This is a genomic window from Dichotomicrobium thermohalophilum (genome assembly GCF_003550175.1).
GTDB classification, from domain to species: Bacteria; Pseudomonadota; Alphaproteobacteria; order Rhizobiales; family Rhodomicrobiaceae; genus Dichotomicrobium; species Dichotomicrobium thermohalophilum.
Genome location: NZ_QXDF01000001.1, coordinates 1302344 through 1326458 on the forward strand (window position 1 = coordinate 1302344; position 24115 = coordinate 1326458).

A 24115-nucleotide genomic window follows, 5' to 3' on the forward strand; every position below is an offset into this window, starting at 1 on the left:
CGATGAGCCGAATTGTTCGCGCATTCAGGGTCGCGGTGCTGGCGGAGTTCGCTGCCTCCCTGTGGCTTGGGCTCAAGTATCTCGTGAAGCCGAAAGCCACGGTCGATTATCCGTTCGAGAAAGGTCCGCTGAGCCCGCGCTTCCGCGGCGAACACGCGCTGCGCCGCTACCCGAATGGCGTGGAGCGCTGCATCGCCTGCAAGCTGTGCGAGGCGATCTGCCCGGCCCAGGCGATCACCATCGAGGCCGGTCCGCGCCGCGCAGACGGTACCCGGCGCACCACGCGGTACGACATCGACATGGTCAAGTGCATCTATTGCGGATACTGCGAGGAATCCTGCCCGGTTGACGCGATCGTCGAGGGGCCGAATTTCGAGTTCGCCACCGAGACGCGCGAGGAGCTGCTCTACGACAAGGAGAAGCTGCTCGCCAACGGTGACCGGTGGGAGCGCGAGATCGCCAAAAACCTTGCGCTCGATGCGCCCTACCGTTAAGCCTCGCAGGCGGCGAACGAACCGAGCGGATCACAGGGCATGGTTGCGGGGGCCTTCTTTTACATCTTTTCGTTCATCACCATCGCTTCGGCGCTGATGGTGATCACGGTGCGCAACCCCGTGCACGGTGTCCTGTTCCTGATCCTCGCCTTCTTCAACTCTGCCGGGCTGTTCGTGCTGCTGGGGGCGGAATTCCTGGCGATGATTCTCGTGGTGGTCTATGTCGGCGCCGTGATGGTGCTGTTCCTGTTCGTCGTTATGATGCTCGACGTAGATTTCGCCGAGATGCGCGCCGGCTTCGTCAAATACCTGCCCATTGGCGCGGCGGTCGGCATCGTCCTCCTGGTGGAGCTGAGCCTTGTCATCGGCGCCTGGACGATTTCGGAACAGAGCCTGGCACAGCGTGCCGCGCCCACACCGGGCGGTGAGGTGACCAACACCGAGGCGCTCGGCGCGATCCTCTATACCGACTACGTCTATTTCTTTGAGCTTGCCGGCGTGATCCTCTTGGTCGCGATGATCGGCGCCATCGTCCTGACCTTGCGCCAGCGCGAGGGCGTCAAGCGCCAGGACATCGCCGCTCAGGTTGCCCGGCGGCCAAGCGAAGCCATCGAAGTCCGTCACGTCGAGCCCGGCCAGGGCCTGTGACGCCTCTAACGTCTTGCAGCGTCCGCGCATGCGCGATATGGCATCGCCGCAGGTGGCGCGCGGCGCACGGGAGCATGAATGATGGAAATCGGTCTGGCCCATTACCTCACGGTCGCGTCGATCCTGTTCACGCTCGGCGTCTTCGGCATCTTCATCAACCGCAAGAACGTCATCGTGATCCTGATGTCCATCGAGTTGATGCTGCTCGCGGTGAACATCAATCTGGTGGCGTTTTCTGCGTTTCTGAATGACCTTGTCGGCCAGATCTTCACGCTGTTCGTGCTGACGGTCGCCGCAGCCGAGGCGGCCATCGGGCTCGCGATCGTCGTGGTCTATTACCGCAACCGCGGCACCATCGCGGTGGACGAGATCAACGTGCTCAAGGGCTGACGCGCGACACGGGGGACGGCCAAGATGTATACCGCCATCGTTCTTCTGCCCGCGATCAGCGCGCTATTCGTCGGCCTCTTTGGGCGCTACATCGGCAATGCCGCCTCGGGCTGGACCGCCAGCACCCTCCTCGTCATCAGTGCCATTCTCTCCTGGATCGCGTTTGTCTCCGTCGGCTTCGACGGCGAGACGGCACGCGTCACGCTGTTCGAGTGGATCGTCTCCGGCGACATGGTCGCGGAGTGGAGCCTGCGCATCGACACGCTCACGGCGGTGATGCTTGTCGTGGTCACGACCGTATCCAGCCTCGTGCACATCTACTCCATCGGCTACATGGAGCATGATGAGGGCCAGCCGCGCTTCTTCGCCTATCTCTCGCTTTTCACTTTCGCCATGCTGGCGCTGGTCACGGCGGACAACCTCTTGCAGCTGTTCTTCGGCTGGGAGGGCGTCGGGCTGGCCTCCTACCTGCTGATCGGTTTCTGGTATCACAAGCCCTCGGCAAACGCGGCCGCGATAAAGGCGTTCGTCGTCAACCGCGTCGGCGATTTCGGCTTCCTGCTCGGGATCTTCGCGATTTTCGCCAGCTTCGGCACCATCAGCCTGGACGCGATCTTTGCCGCCGCGCCGGGCAAGGTGGACGAGACGATCCATTTCCTTGGGCAGGACTTCGACCTGCTGACGGTCGCCTGCCTGCTGCTGTTCATGGGGGCGATGGGCAAGTCCGCGCAGTTCCTGCTGCACACCTGGCTGCCCGACGCGATGGAAGGCCCCACGCCGGTCTCCGCGCTGATCCACGCCGCGACGATGGTGACGGCCGGCGTGTTTCTTGTCGCGCGGATGTCGCCGCTGTTCGAGCTGGCGCCGGTTGCGCTGACGGTCGTGACGGCCTTCGGCGCGATCACCGCGTTCTTTGCCGCCACGGTGGGCATCGCGCAGAACGACATCAAGCGCGTTATCGCCTATTCGACCTGCTCACAGCTCGGCTACATGTTCGTCGCGCTGGGGGTCGGGGCCTATTCTGTTGGTATCTTCCACCTGTTCACGCACGCGTTCTTCAAGGCGCTTCTGTTCCTTGGCGCCGGGTCGGTGATCCACGCGCTGCATGAGGAGCAGGACCTGCGCAAGATGGGCGGCATCGCGCGCAAGATCCCGCTGACCTGGGCGATGATGCTGATCGGCACACTTGCGCTGACGGGTTTCCCGCTGACAGCCGGCTACTACTCCAAGGACGCAGTGGTCGAGGCGGCCTACGCGGGCGCAAATCCGGTCGCGATGTATGCCTTCTGGGCCACGGTCATCGCCGCGTTCCTGACCTCGGCCTACTCATGGCGGCTGATGTTCATGGCGTTCCATGGCCAGCCGCGCATGGGCGATGAAGCCTTGGGCAAGGTGCACGAGTCGCCGCCGGTGATGACCGGACCGCTCATCGCGCTGGCAATCGGCGCGCTGGGCGCGGGCTTTGCGTTCAAGACGTTCTTCATCGGGGATGGGTACGAGGCGTTCTGGGGCGCATCGCTTTTCACCGCGGAAGGCAACACGATTCTTTACGACCTGCACCACGTTCCGGGCTGGGTTGTCGCCTCGCCCTCGGTGGCCATGCTGATCGGCTTGGCGGTCGCCTGGCTGTCCTACATCGCCTTCCCCGCCGTGCCCGGCGTGCTGACACGCGCCTTCAAGCCGATCCACCTGTTCCTGCTGAACAAGTGGTATTTCGACGAGCTTTACGACTGGATCTTCGTACGGCCCTACAAGTGGCTGTCGCGCCAGCTCTGGAAGGTGGGCGACGGCGCGATCATCGACGGTCTCGGCCCCGACGGCATTTCCGCGCGTGTGACCGACATCACGGCCCGCGTTGTGCGGCTGCAGACCGGCTTCGTCTATCACTATGCCTTCATCATGCTGGTCGGAGTCGCGCTCATCATCAGCTATTTCCTTTATCTGATCCTGAGCCGGGGAGGCTTTTAAGGGCATGTCCGACTGGCCGATCCTCTCAGCAACGATCTTCCTGCCGCTCGCCGGCGCGCTGTTCATTTTCCTGATCCGCGGCAGCGACGAGATCGCGGCGCGCAACGCCCGTTACGTCGCGCTCTGGACGACGGTGATCACCTTTGCGCTGTCCCTGCTGATCTGGGCGCAGTTCGACCCGACGACCGCCGATTTCCAGTTCGTCGAGAAATACGAATGGTTCGCGACGGGCATCACCTACCATGTCGGCGTCGACGGCATTTCGATGCTGTTCGTGATCCTCACGACCTTCGTCATGCCGCTGTGCATCCTGGCGAGCTGGGTGTCGATCAAGGAGCGCGTGCGCGAATACATGATCGCGTTCCTCGTTCTCGAGACGCTGATGATCGGCGTGTTCTGCGCGCTCGATCTGGTGGTGTTCTACCTGTTCTTCGAGGGCGGGCTGATCCCGATGTTCCTCATCATCGGGGTATGGGGCGGCGCGCGCCGGGTCTATGCCAGCCTGAAGTTCTTCCTATACACGCTGCTCGGCTCGGTGCTGATGCTGGTGGCGATCCTGGTCATGTACGGCGAGGCTGGCACGACCGACATCCCGACGCTGCTGGCCTACGATTTCCCCGCCGAGATGCAGACCTGGCTGTGGCTGGCGTTCCTCGCTTCCTTCGCGGTCAAGATGCCAATGTGGCCCGTCCATACCTGGCTGCCCGACGCGCACGTCGAGGCGCCGACGGCCGGTTCGGTGGTGCTTGCCGCGATCCTGCTGAAGATGGGGGGCTATGGCTTCCTGCGGTTCTCGATCCCGATGTTCCCGCTGGCCTCGGCCGAGCTGGCGCCGCTGATCTTCGCGCTCAGCGTCATCGCGATCATCTATACCTCGATGGTCGCCTTCGCGCAGGAGGACATGAAGAAGCTGATCGCCTATTCCTCCATCGCCCATATGGGCTTTGTCACGATGGGCGTGTTCACGCTGACCATGCAGGGCGTGCAGGGCGGTATCTTCCAGATGCTCAGCCACGGGATTGTCTCGGCCGCGCTGTTCCTGTGCGTCGGCGTGGTCTATGACCGCATCCACACCCGCGAGATCGCGGCCTATGGGGGGCTGGCCGACCGGATGCCGCTTTATGCCTTCTGCTTCATGGTGTTCACGATGGCCAATGTCGGCCTTCCGGGAACCAGCGGCTTCGTCGGGGAGTTCCTGGCCCTGACCGGCGCTTTCCAGATCAACACCTGGCTGGCGCTGTTCGCGGCGATCGGCGTGATTCTCTCGGCGGTTTACGCGCTGTGGCTCTACCGGCGCATCATTTTTGGCGTGCTGGAGAAGCCGTCTCTGCGTGCGATTACCGACATGACGCCACGCGAAGCCGCGATCATGCTGCCGCTGGTGATCCTGACGATCCTGTTCGGCTTCTATCCGGCGCCGCTTCTGGACGTGACGAGCGTATCGGTCGCCAAGCTGGTCGAAGATTACAACGCCGCGCTGGCCGCTGCCGAGCAGGCGCGGCTGGCCGCGGCGCAATAAGGAGGCTTACAGGCCGTGGAACAGTTCACCGCGTTCCTGATCGCGCATAGCGCCCTTGCGCCGGAGGCATTCCTGCTGCTGGCCGCCATTGTGCTGCTCATGTTCTCGGTCTTCACCAAGGACACGGCACGCACCGTGACCTGGGCCAGCGTCGGCGCTCTGGTTATTTCGGCCGCGCTCGTGGTGTCACAGCCGGCTGAGTCGGTGACGCTGTTCGACCGCGCCTTCATCGCCGATGGCTTCGGGCGGTTCATGAAGGTGCTGGTGCTGCTCGCCGCCGCGCTCGCGCTGACCATGTCGCAGGACTATTTGCGCGGCGCAAAGCTCGACATCGCGGAATACCCGGTGCTTGTGCTGTTGGCGACGACCGGCATGATGCTCATGCTGTCAGCCAACGACCTCATCTCGCTTTATCTTGCCCTGGAGCTGCAAAGCCTGTCGCTCTATGTCATCGCCGCGATCCGGAGGGACTCGTTGCGCTCCAGCGAGGCGGGGCTGAAATACTTTGTGCTCGGCGCGCTGTCCTCCGGTTTCCTGCTCTACGGCTCGTCGCTGATTTACGGGTTTACCGGCAACACCTCTTTCGAGGCGATCGCCCTGACGGCGCAGGCGCAAGGGGCTTCGCTCGGGCTGATCTTCGGGCTGGTGTTCGTGCTGACGGGGCTGGCTTTCAAGGTCTCGGCGGTGCCGTTCCATATGTGGCAGCCAGATGTCTATGAAGGATCACCCACGCCGGCGACGGCGCTGTTCTCCGCCGCGGCCAAGGCGGCGGCGGTGGGGCTTCTGGTCCGCGTGCTGATGAGCGCGGTGCCGGCGCTGGCAGCCGAGTGGCAGCAGATCATCATCGCGGTGTCCATCGCGTCGATGGCCCTCGGCGCGTTCGGCGCCATCGGGCAGCGGAACATAAAGCGGCTGATGGCCTACAGCTCTATCGGCCATGTCGGCTACATGTTCGTCGGTTTGTCCGCGAGCAGCCAGCAGGGCACGCAGGCGGTGCTCGTCTACCTGGCGATTTACGTGGCGATGACGCTGGGCACCTTCGCCTGCATCCTGTCGATGCGCCGGTCCGAGGGGATGGTCGAAGGAGTCGACGAGCTGGCCGGGCTGTCCAAGAATCAGCCGATGGTCGCCTTCCTGCTGGCGATGTTGATGTTCTCCATGGCCGGCATCCCGCCGCTGGCAGGCTTCTTCGCCAAGTTCTACGTGTTCGCCGCGGCGGTGAACGCCGGTCTGGCCTGGCTGGCGGTGGTCGGCGTGGTCGCCTCGGTGATCGCCGCGTACTACTACCTGCGCATCGTCAAGGTCATGTATTTCGACGAGCCGGCAGACGCGTTCGAGCCGCTTGAGCGCGGTCCCGGCTTCGTGCTTGGCGTGACCAGCGCCTTCACACTGCTGTTCTTCATCGCCCCTGGTCCGCTGGTTGCCGCGGCCGATGCCGCTGCCAAGGCGCTGTTCGTCTGATGTCGACGGGGCGCGCGTTCATCACGCTGCCTGGCGGCCACCGCGCGCTCTTTCTGTCTGAAACCGCGTCGACCAACGCCGAGGCCATGGCCCTCGCACTGGAGGGGGCAGAGCCGCCGCTTTGGGTCTGGGCCGCGCGGCAGACGAAGGGGCGTGGCAGGCTTGGCCGGGATTGGGACTCGCCCGAAGGCAATCTCTATGCAAGCCTTTTGCTGCGGCTCAACTGTCCGGCGCATGCGATTGGCGGGCTGCCGCTCATCGCCGGACTGGCAGCGCGAGACGCGGTTTCCTCGGCTGCGGAGTCCGTCGCGGGGCGGCTGCGGCTCAAATGGCCGAATGATATCATGTTGGACGGCGCCAAGCTCGGCGGCGTGCTGATCGAAAGCCTCGTTCTGAGTGGAGGGGGGCGCGCGGTCGTGATTGGGACCGGTCTCAATCTGGCGTCTGCGCCATCCGGGCTGAACCGCGCGGTTACTTCGCTGCGTGAACATGGCTGTACAATCGCGCCGGAACAGGCACTTACGGTGCTGGCTGAGGCGAGCGCGCGCTGGCTGGCAATCTGGGACGACGGTGCAGGCTTCGGGCAGATCCGCGAAGCTTGGCTGAGCCACGCTGTCCCGCTGGGCGCGCCGATCTCGGTGACGCTGGGCGGCGAAAAGATCGCGGGCCGCTTCGGCGGGCTGGACGAGACCGGCGCGTTGCGCCTGCGCAAGAACGGCGCGGAACGGATCATCACCGCGGGCGACGTCGCGATCGGCTGGGCAGCGCCAGTGGGCAAGAAAGAAGCTACAGGACATGAATAACAACGGCGACGCCGAACTCGTTTTTCTGCCGCTTGGCGGCATCGGCGAGATCGGCATGAACATGTATCTCTATGGGTTCGGGCCGGCCGATGATCGCCAGTGGCTGATGGTGGACTGCGGCGTCACCTTTCCCAGCGGGGAGGAGCCCGGTATCGAGATCATCACGCCGGACACCACCTACATCGAGGCCGAACGCAACCTCGTCGGAATTGTCCTGACTCATGCGCATGAGGATCACATCGGCGCGGTCGAGGAACTGTGGCCGCGCCTGCGCGCACCGGTCTATGGGACGCGGTTCGCGCTGACACTGCTCAAGGGGAAGCTCGCCCAGCGGGACTGGGGCAAGCAGGTTGAGTTGATCGAGGTGCCGTATGAGGGCCGACTGACCATCGGCCCGTTCGACGTCGAATTCATCAACATGGCGCACTCGATCCCGGAGACGAATGCGCTGGCGATCCGCGCCGGCGGCGGGCTGGTGCTGCATACCGCGGACTGGAAAATCGACGAGGCGCCGGGCCTTGGCGAGCCAACCAATGTCAAGCGGTTGACCGAACTCGGCGATGAGGGCATCGACGCACTCATCTGCGACAGCACGAACGCCGTGACGGAGGGAGCAACCTTCTCCGAGGGTGAAGTCGCCGAGACGCTCAAGAAGCTGGTGGCTGATGCGCCGTATCGCATCGCCTTCACCACGTTCGCGTCGAACGTGGCGCGCCTCATTGCCATCGCCGAGGCTGCCCACGCCGCCGACCGTCATCTGGTGATCGTCGGGCGCGCGATGCGCCGGATCATCGATGCGGCGGAGGAAACGGGCTATTGGCCCGAGCATCTCAGCTATCTGGACGAGGAGGACTACGGTTACCTGCCGCCGGAAAAGGTCGTGATGTTGTGCACCGGCAGCCAGGGCGAGCCGCGCGCGGCGCTGGCCCGCATCGCCGAGGATGAACACCCGAACGTGACTCTCTCGCGCGGTGACTGGGTGGTCTATTCCAGCCGCATGATCCCCGGCAACGAGGACGGGATTTACAAGGTCTACAACAACCTCTCGCGCCTTGGCGTGAAGATCATCGAGCACCATCCTGACGGGCCGATCCATTCCTCCGGCCACTGCCGACGCGGCGAACTTCGGCAGATGTATCAGTGGACGCGCCCGCGCGTGGTTGTTCCGATGCACGGCGAGGACCGGCACCTGTACGAGCACGTCAACCTGGCAAAGGAGGAGGGGTTGTCGGCCCTGCGCAATGTGCGCAACGGCGTCATGGCCCGACTCTGCCCCGGCCCGGCCGAGATCATCGACGAGGTCCCCGTCGGTCGGCTGTTGCGCGACGGCACGCTGCTGCTGCGCGAGGACGACGGCCCGCTGCGCGAGCGGCGCAAGCTCAGTTTCGTCGGCACGGTCACGGTGTTCGTGGTGGTCGACCGCAAGGGGGAGATGGCTGCGGACCCGCACATTGTCATGCACGGTATCCCCAACCTCGACGAACATGGCCAGCTCTTCGCCGAGATCGCCGAGCGCGCCATCTTCAACGCCTTCGACGGCATCCCCCGCCCGCGGCGCAAGGACCCCCGCACGCTGGGCGAGGCGGTGCGACGCTCGGTCCGCGGCGCGATCAACCAGGCCTGGGGCAAGAAGCCGCTGTGCACGGTTCGCATTGCCACGGTATGAGCGCGCCACGTATCCTTTCGCCCATTGAGCATCCGCGAAATGGAGGAGAATGGTGCTTGGACGACTGAATCATGTGGCGATTGCCGTACCCGATGCCCGTGCCGCTGCGGCCCAGTATCGCGACACGCTCGGGGCGACGGTATCCGACCTGGTCGAACAGCCCGATCACGGCGTGAGCACAGTGTTTATTGAGCTGCCGAATACCAAGATCGAGCTGCTGGAGCCCTTGGGAGATGCCTCGCCAATCGCCAAATTTCTTGAGAAGAACGCCGAGGGCGGCATTCATCATGTCTGCTACGAGGTAGGAGACATTCATGCCGCGCGCGACAAGCTGCTGGCCGAAGGTGCGCGGATCCTGGGGGACGGTGAACCGAAAATCGGCGCGCATGGCAAACCGGTCCTGTTCCTGCACCCCAAGGACTTCTGCGGCACACTGATCGAGCTCGAGCAGGCCTGAGGCCGCTTGACGCGCGCGAGGAGAACACGAGGAGGCCTGCGTGAGCTTGCCTTTTGCGATTGCGACTTATCTGGTGTGCTGGTGGATGGTCCTGTTCATGGTCCTGCCGTTCGGCGTGCGCTCACAGGAAGAGCAGGGTGAGGTTGTCGAAGGCTCGGAGCCGGGAGCGCCTTCGGTGCCGTATATCTGGCGCAAGTTCGCGATTACGACCATACTCGCCGCCCTGATCTTTGCACCAATCTATGCGGTGGTGGAGTACCGGCTGATCCCGCTCGACAGCATTCCCTTCCTGCCGAAATACGAGCGGTTCGACTAAATAAAAAAGGCAAGGCGCGCGACCTTGCCCGTCTTAATGCAAGACATTTCAGTAGAATTTCAACCGAGCGTTGAACCGCCCTTTTTATCAGTCTTGCTCATGCAACCTGGAGCCCCGGTTGACCGGAGATTCTTTAAAGTTTTAGAGCCTTCCTCCCCAGACTCGGGCGCGCGTGACACCGGCATCCATGCGTTATGCTCCTTGGCGGATACGGTCGGACGACGTCAGCGACGCATCATGACGATAGCCCAACCTGCGCGCCTTGTCATCATTTCGTGATGATGTTGCCCAATCAATGAGCAATTCGTTGAAGGCGGGGCGCAGATTTGAACATTCGGGGGTTGTGAGCACGGTGGGGTCGGCATTGCGCTTGGCGCCTTTGTCGGGTATGCCGCTCGCAGGCACGGGGCCGTGCGTGAGGCCCGTATACGCTTCAGTCCTGGGACTCTGTGATGAAACTGAGCCGCTATTTTTTGCCGATCCTGCGCGATGACCCGAAAGAGGCGGAGATCGTCTCGCACCGGCTGATGCTGCGCGCCGGCATGATCCGCCAGGCGAGCGCGGGCATCTATGTCTGGCTGCCTTTCGGCTTCCGCGTGCTCAAGAAAATCGAGCAGATCGTGCGTGAGGAGCAGGACCGCGCTGGCGCGATCGAACTCCTGATGCCCACGATCCAGCTTGCCGATATCTGGCGGGAGAGCGGCCGGTACGACGATTACGGCCAGGAGATGCTGCGCATCGAGGACCGGCACGGTCGGGACATGCTCTATGGCCCCACCAACGAGGAGCAGATTACCGAGCTGTTCCGAGATTCGGCGAAGTCCTACCGCGATTTGCCGCGCATCCTCTATCATATCCAGTGGAAATTCCGCGACGAGGTCCGGCCGCGTTTCGGCGTCATGCGCGGGCGCGAGTTCCTGATGAAGGATGGATATTCCTTCGACCTGACGGCGGAGGACGCGCGCAAGTCCTACAACCGCATGTTCGTGTCCTATCTGCGCACCTTCGAGCGGATGGGGCTGACCTCGATCCCGATGGCCGCGGAAACCGGGCCGATCGGCGGCGACCTCAGTCACGAATTCATCATCCTGGCCGACACCGGCGAGAGCGAGGTGTTCTGCCACCGCGATCTCGTGGAGACGCCGGCGCCGAAGGATGTCGACTACGACGCGGACCTCAGCGGCATTGTCGAGGAGTGGACGAGCAAATACGCCGCCACCAGCGACATGCACGACCACGCACAGTTCGCCCGCGAGGTGCCGGAGGACAAGCAAGTGAGCGCGCGGGGTATCGAGATCGGGCACATTTTCTATTTCGGCACGAAGTATTCCGACCCGATGCGCTGCCGCGTGCAGGGGCCGGACGGAAATCTTGTCACGCTGCATTCCGGATCTTACGGCATCGGCGTCTCGCGCCTGCCGGCCGCGATCATCGAGGCAAGCCATGACGATGCCGGGATTGTCTGGCCGGACACGGTGGCGCCGTTTTTCGTTGGCCTCGTGAACCTGAAGACAGGCGACGCGCAGACCGACGCGGCCTGCGAAGATCTCTACGCCAAGCTGCGCAACGCCGGGCTCGACGTCCTCTACGACGACACGGATGAGCGCGCCGGCGCGAAGTTCGCCTCGATGGACCTTCTTGGCCTGCCATGGCAGGTGATCATCGGCCCGAAGGGCCTGAAATCCGGAGAGGTCGAGGTCAAGCGCCGCGCCACCGGTGAGCGCAGCACGATGAGCCCGGAAGAGGCGCTGAACATGTTGGTCGCGCAGGTGCCGACCGGCGCACCGCGTCCGATCCAGCTCGATTAGGGAAGCCGTATGGCCCGCGCACAGGACACCGGACCTTTCTCCGGCTTTGAATGGATGCTGGCGCTGCGTTATCTGCGCGCGCGGCGCAAGGAAGGCTTCATCTCGGTCATCGCCGGCTTTTCCTTCATCGGCATCATGCTGGGCGTGGCTACGCTCATCATCGTCATGGCGGTGATGAACGGCTTTCGCAACGAACTGTTCGACAAGATTCTCGGCCTGAACGGCCACATGCTGGTGCGTCCCCTCGGCGAAGAGTTCAAGAACTACGACGAGGTGGCCACGCGCCTGCGCGAGGTCGAGCAGGTGCAAAAGGCGATCCCGCTCGTCGAGGGGCAGGTGATGATCTCCGCCGAGGAGACCGCACGCGGGGTCATCGTCCGCGGCATTCGCGAGAATGACCTGAAGAACCTTGAGGCCGTCGGCCGCAACATCTATTTCGGCACGCTCGACGGCTTCGACGATCGGCGTGGCATCGTGCTCGGCACCCGGTTGGCAAATGCGCTCGGCGTGCGGGTCGGCGACGGGATCACGCTCGTTTCGCCGCGCGGGTCGCAGACGCCGTTCGGCACGGCGCCGCGCATTCAGCGTTATCCGGTCGCGGCAATCTTCGAGATCGGCATGAGCCAGTACGACGAGACGATCGCCTTCCTGCCATTGCAGCAGGCGCAGGCCTTCTTCAACAGCCCGGAGTCTGTAACGGCGCTGGAGGTCATGCTCGATAACCCGGATGCGGTGAATGCTGTGCGGCCCGAGCTTGCCTCTCTCTTGCCGCCGAACCTGATTATGTCGGACTGGCGCGAGCGCAACGCGACCTTCTACAACACGCTCAAGGTCGAGCGGAACGTGATGTTCCTGATCCTGACCCTGATCGTGCTGGTCGCTGCGCTGAACATCATCTCCGGTCTCATCATGCTGGTGAAGGACAAGAGCAGCAGCATCGCCATCCTGCGCACGATGGGCGCGACGCGCGGTGCGATCATGCGCGTGTTCTTCATTACCGGCGCGAGCATCGGCGTGGTGGGCACGCTGGCCGGGCTGATTCTCGGCGTGGTGGTCTGCCTGAACATCGAATCGATCCGCGAGTTCATCGCCTATGTGACGAACACGGACCTGTTCTCGCCGGACGTGTATTTTCTCTCGCGGCTGCCAGCGGACATGGACCTCTGGGAGGTGGCAACCGTGGTGATCATGGCGCTGTCGCTATCGGTGCTGGCGACGATCTATCCATCCTGGCGGGCGGCCCGGCTCGACCCGGTCGACGCCCTGCGATATGAGTGAGGTAGCGTGGAGCAGCGGATAACACGACCGGCGCTGAGGGCCAGCGGGCTGCGTCGCTGCTTCAGGCAAGGTCCGCGCGAAATTCATGTGCTGCGCGGCGCCGATCTGGAAATCTGGCCGGGCGAGACCGTGGCGCTGGTGGGCCCCTCCGGCGCGGGCAAATCGACGCTTCTGCACATCCTCGGGCTGCTGGAGCGGCCGGATACCGGCTCGGTAGCAATCGGGGGGCAGGAATGCGCCGAGCTGGACGATGTCTCGCGCACGCGCGTACGCCGCACAGAGGTGGGCTTCGTTTATCAGTTTCATCATCTGCTGGTGGAGTTTTCCGCGCTGGAGAATGTCGTCCTGCCGCAGCGGATCGCCGGGCTGGACCGCAAGGAGGCGGAGCGGCGGGCGCGCGATCTGCTCAAGATTTTCGGGCTGGCCGAGCGCGCCGATCATCGCCCGGCCGAGTTGTCCGGCGGCGAGCAGCAGCGCGTGGCGATCGCCCGCGCCGTGGCCAACGCGCCGAAGCTGCTGCTGGCCGACGAACCGACCGGGAACCTCGACCCGCCAACCGCAGAGCGCGTTTTTCAACAGCTCCTGCAGTTCGTGCGCAAGGCGGGGCTGGCCGCCGTCATCGCTACACACAATCTTGAGCTGGCCGAGCGGATGGACAGGGTCGTGCAGCTTGAAGACGGTCTGCTTTTGGCGCATGATCCGGCGCGAGCGCGGTCCTCTTCGGGCAGCGCATAGATCCCCGCGGGAGCAAGACGCACAATGTTCCGCATTCGCACACCCTGGATTGGCCGGCGCGCTGCGGTTTCCGGCCTCTGCGCGGCCCTTGCCGCGGCGGCTACGGGGAAACTCGCGCCGGCGCATGCCGCCCCTGAACCGAAGCTCACCCCGACACCGGGCCAGACCGAGGGGCCGTTTTATCCACCGGAATGGCTCGGTGACATCGACAATGACCTTGTGCTGGTGAAAGGCGAGGACGCGAAGGCGCTCGGCACCGTGCTCCACATTCGCGGGCGCGTGCTGGATCGGCGCGGCGAACCAATCGAAGGCGCGATTGTCGAGATCTGGCAGTGCGATGCGAAGGGTGTCTATCACCACCCGTGGGACGAACGGGGGCGGCGCAAAGCCGATTCCGGCTTTCAGGGCCGCGGGCGCGTGGAAACGGATGCCGAAGGCCGCTATGTCTTCCGCACGATCAAACCCGCGGCCTATTCCGGGCGCACGCCGCACATCCACTTCAAGATCATGCAGCCCGGTGGCGACACGCTGGTCACCCAGATGTATTTTGCCGGCGAACCGGCTAATGCGCGGGATTTTGTCCTGGAGCGCATTACCGACCCAGCGCAGCGGGCGAATGTGATCGTGCCGCTCGAAGACGCAGGCGCTGTAGAGCCGGGCGCCCTCTCCGCTCAGTTCGACATCGTACTCGGCTAGCCGGTGGGGACAGACCGCCCGCCCGGCGTGCGAATCGCAGCGCGCGGCGCTACCTTCATCGCGATCAGTCATGCGAGCAAGGCGCGATGACCACGGGACCCGGCTTCATCCATCTGCGCGTGCATTCGGCTTACTCATTGCTGGAAGGCGCGCTGCCCATCAAGAAGCTCTGCGAACTGGCGCAGGCCGATGCGCAACCGGCGCTCGCCATCGCCGATCGCAATAACCTGTTCGGCGCGCTGGAGTTTTCCGAAACGCTTGCTGGCGCGGGTATCCAGCCGATCGTGGGCTGCACGCTGTCGGTGAGCTTCGACGAGACCGGCAACGGGCGTCCTGACACGGCCCCGCGCCCTGACGGCGCGATCGCGCTGATTGCCAAGGACGAGACCGGCTATGCCAGCTTGATGAAGCTGTCGAGCCTCGCCTATCTCGACCACTGTGAGGATAGCGAGCCGTTCGTCACGCTGGCCGATTTGGAGCACCACGGCGAAGGATTGATCGCGCTCACCGGCGGTCCGGAAGGGCCGATCGACGCGGCTCTGCGCGAGGGCGACGAAGCGCGTGCGAAGCGCCTGCTGGAGCGGCTCGCCGCGATCTACCCGGACCGGCTTTATGTCGAGCTGCAGCGCCACGGGCTGGCGAGCGAGCGCGCTGTCGAGCCGTCGCTGGTCGAACTGGCCTATGCGCACGACCTGCCGCTCGTGGCGACCAATCAGTGCTACTTCCCGGCCGAAGAGGATTTCGAGGCGCATGACGCGCTGATCTGCGTCGCCGAAGGGCGCTACGTCGTCGAGGAGGACCGCCGCCGCCTGACGCCGGAGCACCGCTTCAAGACGCGCGCAGAGATGATGAGCCTGTTCTCCGATCTGCCCGAGGCGCTGGAGAACACGGTCGAGATCGCGCGCCGCTGCGCCTTCCGCGTGCGCACCCACCCGCCGATCCTGCCGGAATTCGCCACGGATGGCGCGGGCAGTGCAGAGGAGCGCAAGCAGGCCGAGGACGCGGCACTGCGTCAGCAGGCCTGGGCCGGGCTGGAGGCAAGGCTTGAGCGACAGGGCTGTGCCTCTGGTTTCGAGCGCGAAGACTATGAGGCCCGGCTCCAGCACGAGCTCGACGTCATCACGTCGATGAACTTCTCCGGCTACTTCCTGATCGTCGCGGACTTCATCCAGTGGGCGAAGCAACAGAGCATCCCCGTCGGGCCGGGGCGTGGGTCGGGCGCGGGTTCGGCGGTCGCTTGGGCGCTGACAATCACGGACCTCGATCCGCTGCGCCACGGCTTGCTGTTCGAGCGCTTTCTGAACCCGGAACGCGTGTCGATGCCGGACTTCGACATCGACTTCTGCCAGGATCGGCGCGACGAGGTGATTGGCTACGTCCAGCGCAAATACGGCCATGACCGCGTCGCGCAGATCATTACGTTCGGAAAGCTGCAGGCCCGCGCCGTGCTGCGCGATGTGGGCCGCGTTCTGCAGATGCCTTATGGGCAGGTGGACCGGCTGTGCAAACTTGTTCCGAACAACCCGGCCAATCCGGTGACGCTGCAGCAGGCCATCGACGACGAGCCGAAGCTGCAGGAAGCGCGCGACAGCGAGGAGATCGTCGCCCAGCTTCTCGACATTGCGCAGCGCCTCGAAGGGCTTTACCGCCACGCCTCGACGCACGCCGCTGGTGTGGTCATCGGCGACCGGCCGCTGGAAGAGTTGGTCCCGCTCTATCGCGACCCGCGTTCGCCCCTGCCTGTCACGCAGTTCAACATGAAGTGGGTCGAGCCGGCGGGGCTGGTGAAGTTCGATTTCCTGGGCCTCAAGACGCTGACAGTCATCGAGAACGCGCGCCGGCTGGTGGAGCGCGACGGGGATGCTCTTGACCTCGACAAGCTCTCGCTGGACGACACGGCGACCTACGATCTGATCGCACGCGGCGACACGGTTGGCGTCTTCCAGCTGGAAAGCACGGGCATGCGCGAGGCGCTGCGCAAGCTCAAGCCGGACCGGTTCGAGGACATCATCGCGATGGTCTCGCTCTACCGGCCCGGCCCGATGGACAACATCGACCCGTTCATCAACCGCAAATATGGCCGCGAGGAACCGGACTACCTGCATCCGCGCATCGAGCCCATCCTGAAGGAGACCTACGGGGTCATCATCTATCAGGAGCAGGTGATGCAGATCGCCCAGGAGCTGTCCGGCTACAGCCTGGGCGAAGCTGACCTGCTGCGCCGCGCGATGGGCAAGAAGATCAAGGCGGAGATGGACAAGCAGCGCGATCGCTTCATCTCCGGCGCGGTGGAGCGCGGTGTCGAGAAGGCGCGGGCGGCGCACATCTTCGACCTGGTGGCGAAGTTCGCGGGCTACGGCTTCAACAAGTCCCACGCCGCCGCCTACGCGCTGCTGGCGTACCAGACGGCCTATCTCAAGGCGAACCATCCGGTGGCGTTCCTTGCCGCGTCGATGACGCTCGACATGGGCAATACCGACAAGCTCAACGTGTTCGTCCAGGAAGCGCGGCGCATGGGCGTGGGGCTGGAGCCGCCATCGGTGAACGAGTCCGGCGTGGAGTTCCTCCCGCAGGACGGCGCGATCCGCTATTCGCTGGCCGCGCTGCGCAATGTCGGGCGGTCGGTCGTTGAGCACATCGTGGCCGAGCGCGATAGCGGCGGCTCATTCCAGAGCCTTGCCGACTTCGCCGCGCGCATCAATCCGCGCATCGTCAACAAGCGCGCGCTGGAGTCGCTGGCGGCGGCTGGCGCTTTCGACTGCCTGGAGCCGGACCGCGCGAAGGTTTGCGCCAATGTGGATGTGATCCTCGGCGCGGCGGGCCGTCTGGCCGGCGACCGGGCGGCGGGGCAAAGCGATTTGTTCGGCGCGGGCGAGGCCGAGCCGCCGACGCTGGCGCTGCGCGCGGCCCCGCGCTGGGGGTTGATGGAGCGGCTGTCGCAGGAGCTGGAGGCGGTCGGGTTTTTCCTGTCTGGACATCCGCTCGATGACTACCGTGACATGCTTTCCGCGCTGAACATTCCGGACTGGGCGAGCTTCGAGGCCAAGGCGCGCGCGCAGAACGGCGCAGGCGGCAAGGTGGCGGCAACGGTGCTCTACAAGCAGGAGCGCAAGTCGAAATCCGGCAATCGCTTTGCCTTCGCGGGCTTCTCCGATCCGACTGGCCAGTTCGAGGCAGTGGTGTTCTCTGAGACGCTGGCGGCGGCGGCCGAGGCGCTGGAACCCGGTCACAATGTCGTGCTCACGGTGGAATGCGATGTTGAAGGCGACAATCTCAAGACTCGGGTGATCAGCGTTCAGACCCTGGATGACCTGATGGGGCGGAAGCAGTCCGGCGCGGCGATCTGCGTCGACTCGGACGTGGCGCTGGACGAGTTGGTCAAGCGGCTCTCGCCCGGCGGCTCAGGCCGGCTCAGCCTGGCGGTGCGGCTTGACGAGCTTGGCCGTGAGGTCCGCTTCGAGTTGGGCGAGGGTTATGACCTCTCGCCGCGAAACCTGAGCGCGCTCAAGACGCTGCCGGGCGTGCGCGAGGTCCGGCCGGTTTAAGGGAGGCGAGATGTTTCTGCGTGCGCTGATGATGATTGCGCTGGTGGTCGGCGGACCGGTGATGGCCGGGGAGGCGGATGTCGTCGATGTTGAAGTGGCAAAGCAGGGCGATGGCACGTTCCGTTTCGATGTGACTGTACGTCATGCCGACGAGGGCTGGGACCACTACGCTGACCGCTGGGACGTGCTCGGGCCGGATGGCGAGGTGCTGGGCTCGCGCGAGTTGCTGCATCCGCATGTGAACGAGCAGCCTTTTACCCGCTCGCTCATGGGTGTGGTGATCCCGGCAGATGTCGAGGAAGTCACGCTACGGGCGCATGACAGTGTGCATGAACTCGGCGGCGCGGAAATGAGGGTCGCGGTCCCCCACTAGGCGGCTGGTTCCGTCTCTTGGTGCGCCCGGAGCAATTCGCGCACGAGCGGATTCGGGAAGCGGCGCGCGAGCGTGACGGCGTAGAAGGTCTCGCTCACACCCGGAAGCTGGTTTGCTTCCACCAGCCGACCATTGGCCAGTTCGTCCCTCACCACGATGGGCGGCACCACCGCCAGGCCGATGCCCTCGCGCGCCATGAGCCGCATCATCGCCATGTCGTCCACCTCCGCGGCGATCTGCGGGCGCACCTCAAGCCGGTCGGCGAGTGCGTCGAACCCGGTGCGCACGCCTGTGTCGAGTGAGGGCAGAATGATCGGGTGCTGCTCCAGAAGATCGCGCAGTTCTCCGCCATTGCCGACCCGATCCGGCGTGCCGACGAGGCTGACCCGCTGCTCGGCGATGGCATGGGAAATCCACGGCGTAACCGAGTCGCGCGCCGGGGCCTGGTTGACCAGCACCACATCGAGCCGCAGGGCCTCCAGAGCCTGGTACAGATCGGCGAGCCCGCCGGAGCGCAGAATGACCTCCACGTCAGCACGGCCAAGAATGGGGCGCAGGAAGGCGACCTGAAAGTTCCGCGACAGCGTCGACAGCGCGCCGACACGCAGCACCTGCCGCGCGGCACTGCCGCTTTCCTTCAGCGTGTCGAGTAACTCCTCGCCCGTGGCGAAGATCGAATCAGCGTGATCGAGGGCGATGCGGCCCGCCTCGGTCAGCACGAGCTGTTTGCCGCGCCGTTCGAACAGGTTGTGGCCAAGCTGATGCTCCAGCTTGTGGATCTGTGTGGACAGCGCCGATTGCGACACGTTCAGCCGCTCCGCCGTGCGCGTGAGATTGCCCTCATGGGCGACGGCCCAGAAGTAGCGCAGGTGATTGTAGTTCAGGATCGCCATATCTTCTATTTAAGAGAACGAACCGATCTTAACAATGAATTTTATAGATGGAATGCGCGCTGCTATCTAACCGGGGAACGTGAAGCAATCCGGAGGATAAAGGATGGAGCTGTTCGCTGTGGCTGTTGTCGCCGCGCCGCTGGCTCTGCTGGCCGTCTGGGTCTATGCGCAATCGGCGCCGGGCATGAGGCCGCGCGGCTTGCTGGATTTTGCGCGTGTCGCCACCCTCGCTGCACTGGCGATTGCCGTGGTAGCTGGCGTGTCCGTCGCACTTTATGGCCCTCTGACGACGCCGACGATCGGGTCTGAGGGCCTCGGACTGTCGCTGCGGCTCGATGCGGTGAGCGCCGTCATGTTCTTGCTCGTCGCGTTTGTCGGCGCGATCGTGGTCGAATACAGCCGCAACTACATGGATGGCGATGCGCGCCAGGGCGTGTTTACCGGGCGGCTCTGTCTAACGCTGGCTTCGGTGGTGTTGCTCGTCCTGTCCGGCAATCTGGTCATGTTGGTGCTCGCGTGGATCGGGACGAGCCTCGCGCTGCAAACCTTGCTGCTTTTTTACGCGGAGCGGCCGAAGGCGGTCATTGCCGGGCGCAAGAAGTTCATTACCGCACGCATGAGCGACGCGCTGCTGATCGGCGCGGCCATGCTGCTCTATCAGGCTTTCGGTACAGCCGATATTGGCGCCATCCTCTCTGCTGCGACGCAGGCGGAAGCCTCCACCACGATCGCTGTCGCCGCGCTGCTGCTGGTCGGCGCCGCGCTCTTGAAGTCCGCACAGTTCCCGTTTCACGGCTGGCTGCCGGAGGTCATGGAGACGCCCACGCCGGTCTCCGCGCTCTTGCACGCCGGCATCATCAACGCCGGGGGCTTCCTGATTGTCCGCTTTGCCGACGTGATGCTGCTCTCCGCCGCGTCGCTCCACCTGCTCGCCATCATCGGCGGTTTCACCGCGCTCTTTGGCGCCGTGGTCATGCTCACCCAGACCAGCATCAAGGTTTCGCTGGCCTGGTCCACGGTCGCGCAGATGGGCTTCATGATGCTGCAATGTGGCCTTGGCGCCTTTGCGCTTGCGGTGCTGCATATCGTGGCGCACTCGCTCTACAAGGCGCACGCGTTCCTGTCCTCGGGCAGCGTGATCGACATCGCCCGCACCTCCTGGGTGCCGGAGAAGACACCGCCGCGGGTCTCGCATGTGCTGCTCGCGCTTGCACTGGCACTGGTGCTTTACACCGGCATCGGCGCGGGATTCGGCCTTGCCGGTGATGTGGCCCCGCAGATCCTGGCGCTCGGCGCGATCCTCATAATGGGGCTGACCCTGTTCATCGCGCAATCGGCCGCAGGGAAGCTGAACGCCTATGTCATCGGCCGCACGCTCGCGGCCGCGACCACCGTCACGATAGCCTACTTCGTATTGCAGGGCGGGGCGCAGATGCTTCTCGCCGACACTTTGCCCCCGCCGCCCGCGCCGGGCCCGTTTGCCTACGCGATCATGGCGCTGGCTGTCGCGTCGTTCGCCGCGGTCACCGTCCTGCAGATCATCGAGCCGTCGCGCGCGGCCACGCCATTCTGGCGCGCCGCCCGCGTACACATTGCCAACGGCCTTTATGTGAACAGCCTTTTCGACCGTTTCGTCGGCGCCTTTGACCGGCCGGCTGCCCATAAGCAGGGAGGAGCGCAATGAACGTCTTGCCCGCTAACCAGATGACTGACTTTAAGGACGCAATGGCCGTGACTGACGCGGCGATCATCGCGGCGGCCGACCGCGCCGGCAAGCGCATTGCGCCGCTCTGGCCGCTCAAGCACTTCGTCGCGGTCAATCCGTTCTGGGGGCTGGCAGACCATGACTTCGCCGAGGCCGCCGAGGCGCTGGCCCGCACTGCCGGCGCCCGGATGACGATGCCGCGCAGCTACTATCTCGACGCGATCGAGTCCGGCCGGATCACCAGGGACGACATCGCCGCGGCGCTTGAGCGAGTGAAGGGCGCGGGTATGCCGGCCGATCCGGACACGGTGATCGCCGCGGCGCGGCAGGAGACGGCACTGCCGCCGACCTTGACGACGGTCGCCGACATTGCGGCCCGGGTTTCCGGCAAGGATTGGCCGGGGTTCATCGCCGAGCGCATCTCTCTCTGGGCGGCCGACCAGTTTGATGAGGGGCAAGCTTCCTGGCCGTCCGCCGGCCAGACACAGCCGCCTTACGTGCACTGGCGCGAGACAGCGATGGTTGACCGCACCCCGGAATTCGCCGGTATGGGGAGCATCCGCGCCGCAGTCGCCGCGCTGCCGGAAGATGCGGACGCGCTGATCGTCGCGGCAATCAAGCGGCTCGGACTGGATAACGACAGCGTGGAGCCCTATCTCCACCGTCTGCTCATGACCGTCGGCGGCTGGGCGGCCTATGCGCGCTACAAGGTCTGGGATGCCGAGCTTTACGACCGCGAGGACGAGACGCTGCGCCAGTTCCTCGCCGTGCGGCTGGCTTATGAGCTGATCCTGTTCGAGCGGTATCAGTCAGACGCCGACTTTCTCGCGCGTTGGGCGGAGGCCTATCCAGTCGCGGCCGTTGACGGGCAGGCGCTCGCCATAGATGCCGTGCTACAGACGGCCTATGACGTCGCCTGGCAGCGCGAACTGGTCGGCAAGCTCAACGGCAGCGCGCCGGCGACCCCCGAAGCGCGCAAGAAGGTTCAGGCCGCCTTCTGCATCGACGTGCGTTCGGAAGTGTTCCGCCGGTCGCTGGAAAGCGTCTCTCCGGAGGTCGAGACGATCGGGTTCGCCGGTTTCTTCGGCTTTGCCATCGAGTACATCCCGATCGGCAAGAACGAGGGCGGGTCGCAGTGCCCGGTGCTGCTGACCCCGCAATTCACCGTGCGCGAGACGGTGCGCGACGCCACGCCGGAGGAGGAAGTTGAGATCCTCGGCCTGCGGCGGCTGCGCCGGCGCGCGTCGAAGGCCTGGAAGTCGTTCAAGCTGGCTGCGGTGTCGTCCTTTGCCTTCGTCGAGACGGTCGGTATTTCGTATCTCGTCAAGCTGGTCAGCGATGCCACGGGGTTGTCGCGGACGGTCACCCATCCGGCTTCTGACGGGCTGGACGCCTCGGTCGAAAAGCGCCTGAAGCCGGAGATCGAGACACGGGCGATGGCCGGGCGGGAAACCGGGTTCACGCCGGAGCAGCGGCTGGATATGGCCGAGGGCGTCTTGAAGGCAATGTCGATGACGTCGGACTTCGCGCGGATCGTCCTGCTGGCCGGCCACGGCGCAACGGTTGTCAACAACCCGCACGCCAGCGGGCTGGACTGCGGCGCCTGCGGCGGCCACACCGGCGAGGCGAATGCGCGCGTTGCCGCGGCCATCCTGAACGACCCGGAAGTGCGCGCCGGGCTGGCGGAGCGGGGCATACACGTGCCGGAGGACACGATCTTCATCGGCGCGCTGCATGACACCACCACCGACGAGGTCGAGCTGTTCGATCTGGAGACGGTGCCGGAAAGCCACGCCGACGATCTCGCGCGGCTCAAGGATTGGCTCGATCGCGCGGGGCATCTGGCGCGGGCCGAGCGCTCGGCCCTGCTGAACATCGACAGCGGCCGCGAGATCGACGCGCAGGTCATCGCCCGCAGTCAGGACTGGGCGCAGGTGCGGCCCGAATGGGGGCTGGCCGGTTGCGCCGCCTTCATCGCTGCGCCGCGCAGCCGCACGGCCGGGCGCGACCTCGACGGCCGGAGCTTCCTGCACAACTATGATTGGCGGCAGGACGAGAACTTCGCCACGCTGGAGCTGATCATGACAGCGCCAATGGTCGTTGCGAGCTGGATCAGCCTGCAGTACTACGGCTCCACGGTGGACAACCGCGTGTTCGGCTGCGGCAACAAGGTGCTGCATAACGTGGTCGGAACGCTCGGCGTGCTGGAGGGCAATGGCGGCGACCTGCGCACGGGCCTGCCCTGGCAGTCGGTCCATGACGGCGAGCGGCTGATCCACGAGCCGCTGCGGCTGTCGGTGGTGATCGAAGCGCCGCGCGAGGCGATGAATGCGATCATCGAGAAGCATGAGGTGGTCCGCAATCTCGTCGACAATGGCTGGCTCTACCTGTTCGCCATGGACGACAGCGGCAAGATCGCCTGGCGCTATGCCGGCGGCGGCGAATGGGAGGCGGTCACCCGGGAGCAGGTCGCGGATGCGGCTTGAGCCGGAGACACAGGCACGGCCCCACCCTTATGCGGGCGGGCAAGCCGCGCTCGCCACGATGCACCGGAAGGAGCGGGCTATCGCGCCCACTCTCGCCGAGCAGGTCGGGCTTCAGGTCATCGTGCCCCGGGGCCTGAACACCGATCGGCTCGGCACCTTTACCGGCGAGACTCCGCGCGCCGGCACGATCGAGGAAGCCGCGATCGCCAAGGCGCGGCTCGGCATGGACGCCGCCGGGCTGCCGCTCGGGCTGGCGAACGAGGGCGCTTACGGCCCGCATCCGCAGATCCCGTTCATCGCGGCCGGGGTCGAGCTAATCGTGCTGGTGGACGATGCGCGCGGGCTGATCGTCAAGGAGCACATCATCGAGGAGGCGCCGCATTACGATCATGCGGTGGTGGGCGCGGGCGATGATTTGGACGCGTTTCTCGTCCGCGTCGAATTTCCGGAAACGGGGCTGATCGTGCGGCCCAACGGACGCGACCCCATCGACGCCCCAGTCCGCAAGGGCATCCGAGAGCAGAACGCGTTGATGGCGGCGATCCGCGACGCCGCGCGGGAAGCGGTGGACGGCAAGGCCTTTGTCCAGACAGACATGCGCGCGCATGTGAACCCGCGCCGGATGGCCACGCTCACCCGTCTGGCCGAGCGGTTCGCGGCGCGGCTGGCGCGGCTGTGCCCGGATTGCGGCGCGCCGGGCTACGGCATGGTCGATGTCGAGAGCGGGTTGCCCTGCGCGGGATGCGGCGCGCCCAGCGGGCTGGTCCGGTTCGAGGTGTTCGGCTGCGCGGCTTGCGACCGGCACGAGCGCCGCCCCCGCGCGGACGGGTTGGAGGCCGCCGACCCGCGCCACTGCCACCTGTGCAACCCTTGA

At 65.0% G+C, this 24115-nt stretch carries 20 protein-coding genes; 19 read left to right on the forward strand and 1 reads right to left on the reverse strand.

The annotated features are described in order from the left end of the window. Positions 1-2 precede the first annotated feature (2 nt). The 16 genes from nuoI (at position 3) to BXY53_RS06030 (ending at position 18157) form a co-directional block, all read left to right on the forward strand. Positions 3-494: an NADH-quinone oxidoreductase subunit NuoI gene (gene nuoI / locus BXY53_RS05955; RefSeq protein ID WP_119060943.1), complete on the forward strand. Its 492-nt coding sequence runs from the start codon at positions 3-5 to the stop codon at positions 492-494. Positions 495-533: 39 nt separating this feature from the next. Further along, positions 534-1142 carry an NADH-quinone oxidoreductase subunit J gene (locus tag BXY53_RS05960; protein ID WP_119060944.1) on the forward strand — a complete coding sequence of 203 codons (609 nt, stop codon included), beginning with the start codon at positions 534-536 and terminating at the stop codon, positions 1140-1142. 81 nt (positions 1143-1223) lie between these two features. After that, on the forward strand, positions 1224-1532 hold the full coding sequence (gene nuoK / locus BXY53_RS05965; RefSeq protein WP_119061793.1) for an NADH-quinone oxidoreductase subunit NuoK: 309 nt from the start codon (positions 1224-1226) through the stop codon (positions 1530-1532). A 24-nt stretch (positions 1533-1556) separates the two neighbouring features. Then, entirely contained in the window at positions 1557-3500 is a 1944-nt protein-coding gene (gene nuoL / locus BXY53_RS05970; protein ID WP_119060945.1) for an NADH-quinone oxidoreductase subunit L, read from the forward strand. A 4-nt stretch (positions 3501-3504) separates the two neighbouring features. Then, complete coding sequence (locus BXY53_RS05975; protein ID WP_119060946.1) at positions 3505-5019, forward strand: NADH-quinone oxidoreductase subunit M; 1515 nt, start codon at positions 3505-3507, stop codon at positions 5017-5019. Between the two features lie 15 nt (positions 5020-5034). Further along, positions 5035-6480 (forward strand): NADH-quinone oxidoreductase subunit NuoN, encoded by a 1446-nt coding sequence (nuoN, locus tag BXY53_RS05980; RefSeq protein ID WP_245410373.1) that lies wholly within the window; start codon positions 5035-5037, stop codon positions 6478-6480. Next, positions 6480-7283 carry a biotin--[acetyl-CoA-carboxylase] ligase gene (locus BXY53_RS05985; RefSeq protein ID WP_119060947.1) on the forward strand — a complete coding sequence of 268 codons (804 nt, stop codon included), beginning with the start codon at positions 6480-6482 and terminating at the stop codon, positions 7281-7283. Before nuoN ends, BXY53_RS05985 begins: the two co-directional genes overlap by 1 nt. Further along, positions 7276-8949 (forward strand): ribonuclease J, encoded by a 1674-nt coding sequence (locus BXY53_RS05990; RefSeq protein ID WP_119060948.1) that lies wholly within the window; start codon positions 7276-7278, stop codon positions 8947-8949. The genes BXY53_RS05985 and BXY53_RS05990 overlap by 8 nt, the downstream gene beginning before the upstream one ends. Before the next feature lie 52 nt (positions 8950-9001). Continuing rightward, on the forward strand, positions 9002-9406 hold the full coding sequence (gene mce, locus BXY53_RS05995; RefSeq protein ID WP_119061795.1) for a methylmalonyl-CoA epimerase: 405 nt from the start codon (positions 9002-9004) through the stop codon (positions 9404-9406). Between the two features lie 40 nt (positions 9407-9446). Next, the gene (locus BXY53_RS06000) at positions 9447-9722 is read left to right on the forward strand and encodes a DUF1467 family protein (protein ID WP_119060949.1); all 276 of its coding nucleotides are present in this window, start codon (positions 9447-9449) and stop codon (positions 9720-9722) included. A 452-nt stretch (positions 9723-10174) separates the two neighbouring features. Further along, positions 10175-11530 carry a proline--tRNA ligase gene (gene proS, locus BXY53_RS06005; protein WP_119060950.1) on the forward strand — a complete coding sequence of 452 codons (1356 nt, stop codon included), beginning with the start codon at positions 10175-10177 and terminating at the stop codon, positions 11528-11530. A 9-nt stretch (positions 11531-11539) separates the two neighbouring features. After that, positions 11540-12808: a lipoprotein-releasing ABC transporter permease subunit gene (locus tag BXY53_RS06010; RefSeq protein WP_119060951.1), complete on the forward strand. Its 1269-nt coding sequence runs from the start codon at positions 11540-11542 to the stop codon at positions 12806-12808. 6 nt (positions 12809-12814) lie between these two features. Further along, the gene (locus tag BXY53_RS06015; protein WP_210209156.1) at positions 12815-13543 is read left to right on the forward strand and encodes an ABC transporter ATP-binding protein; all 729 of its coding nucleotides are present in this window, start codon (positions 12815-12817) and stop codon (positions 13541-13543) included. 24 nt (positions 13544-13567) lie between these two features. Then, on the forward strand, positions 13568-14239 hold the full coding sequence (locus tag BXY53_RS06020) for a dioxygenase family protein (protein WP_119060952.1): 672 nt from the start codon (positions 13568-13570) through the stop codon (positions 14237-14239). Positions 14240-14325: 86 nt separating this feature from the next. Then, the gene (dnaE, locus tag BXY53_RS06025) at positions 14326-17784 is read left to right on the forward strand and encodes a DNA polymerase III subunit alpha (protein WP_119060953.1); all 3459 of its coding nucleotides are present in this window, start codon (positions 14326-14328) and stop codon (positions 17782-17784) included. Positions 17785-17794: 10 nt separating this feature from the next. Beyond that, positions 17795-18157, forward strand: a complete 363-nt coding sequence (locus BXY53_RS06030; RefSeq protein ID WP_119060954.1) for a hypothetical protein — start codon at positions 17795-17797, stop codon at positions 18155-18157. Here the strand turns inward: BXY53_RS06030 and BXY53_RS06035 are convergent. Then, positions 18154-19050: a LysR family transcriptional regulator gene (locus tag BXY53_RS06035; RefSeq protein WP_119060955.1), complete on the reverse strand. Its 897-nt coding sequence runs from the start codon at positions 19048-19050 to the stop codon at positions 18154-18156. The two genes, BXY53_RS06030 and BXY53_RS06035, sit on opposite strands and share 4 nt — an antisense overlap. Before the next feature lie 103 nt (positions 19051-19153). Here BXY53_RS06035 and BXY53_RS06040 point away from each other — a divergent pair, with 103 nt between their 5' ends. Genes BXY53_RS06040 through BXY53_RS06050 form a run of 3 tightly spaced genes read left to right on the forward strand, consistent with a single transcriptional unit; the run spans position 19154 to position 24115 of the window. Then, positions 19154-20734 carry an NADH-quinone oxidoreductase subunit L gene (locus BXY53_RS06040; RefSeq protein WP_119060956.1) on the forward strand — a complete coding sequence of 527 codons (1581 nt, stop codon included), beginning with the start codon at positions 19154-19156 and terminating at the stop codon, positions 20732-20734. Continuing rightward, positions 20731-23241, forward strand: a complete 2511-nt coding sequence (locus BXY53_RS06045) for a YbcC family protein (RefSeq protein WP_342634964.1) — start codon at positions 20731-20733, stop codon at positions 23239-23241. The genes BXY53_RS06040 and BXY53_RS06045 overlap by 4 nt, the downstream gene beginning before the upstream one ends. Next, positions 23231-24115, forward strand: a complete 885-nt coding sequence (locus BXY53_RS06050; protein ID WP_119060958.1) for a DUF6671 family protein — start codon at positions 23231-23233, stop codon at positions 24113-24115. The genes BXY53_RS06045 and BXY53_RS06050 overlap by 11 nt, the downstream gene beginning before the upstream one ends.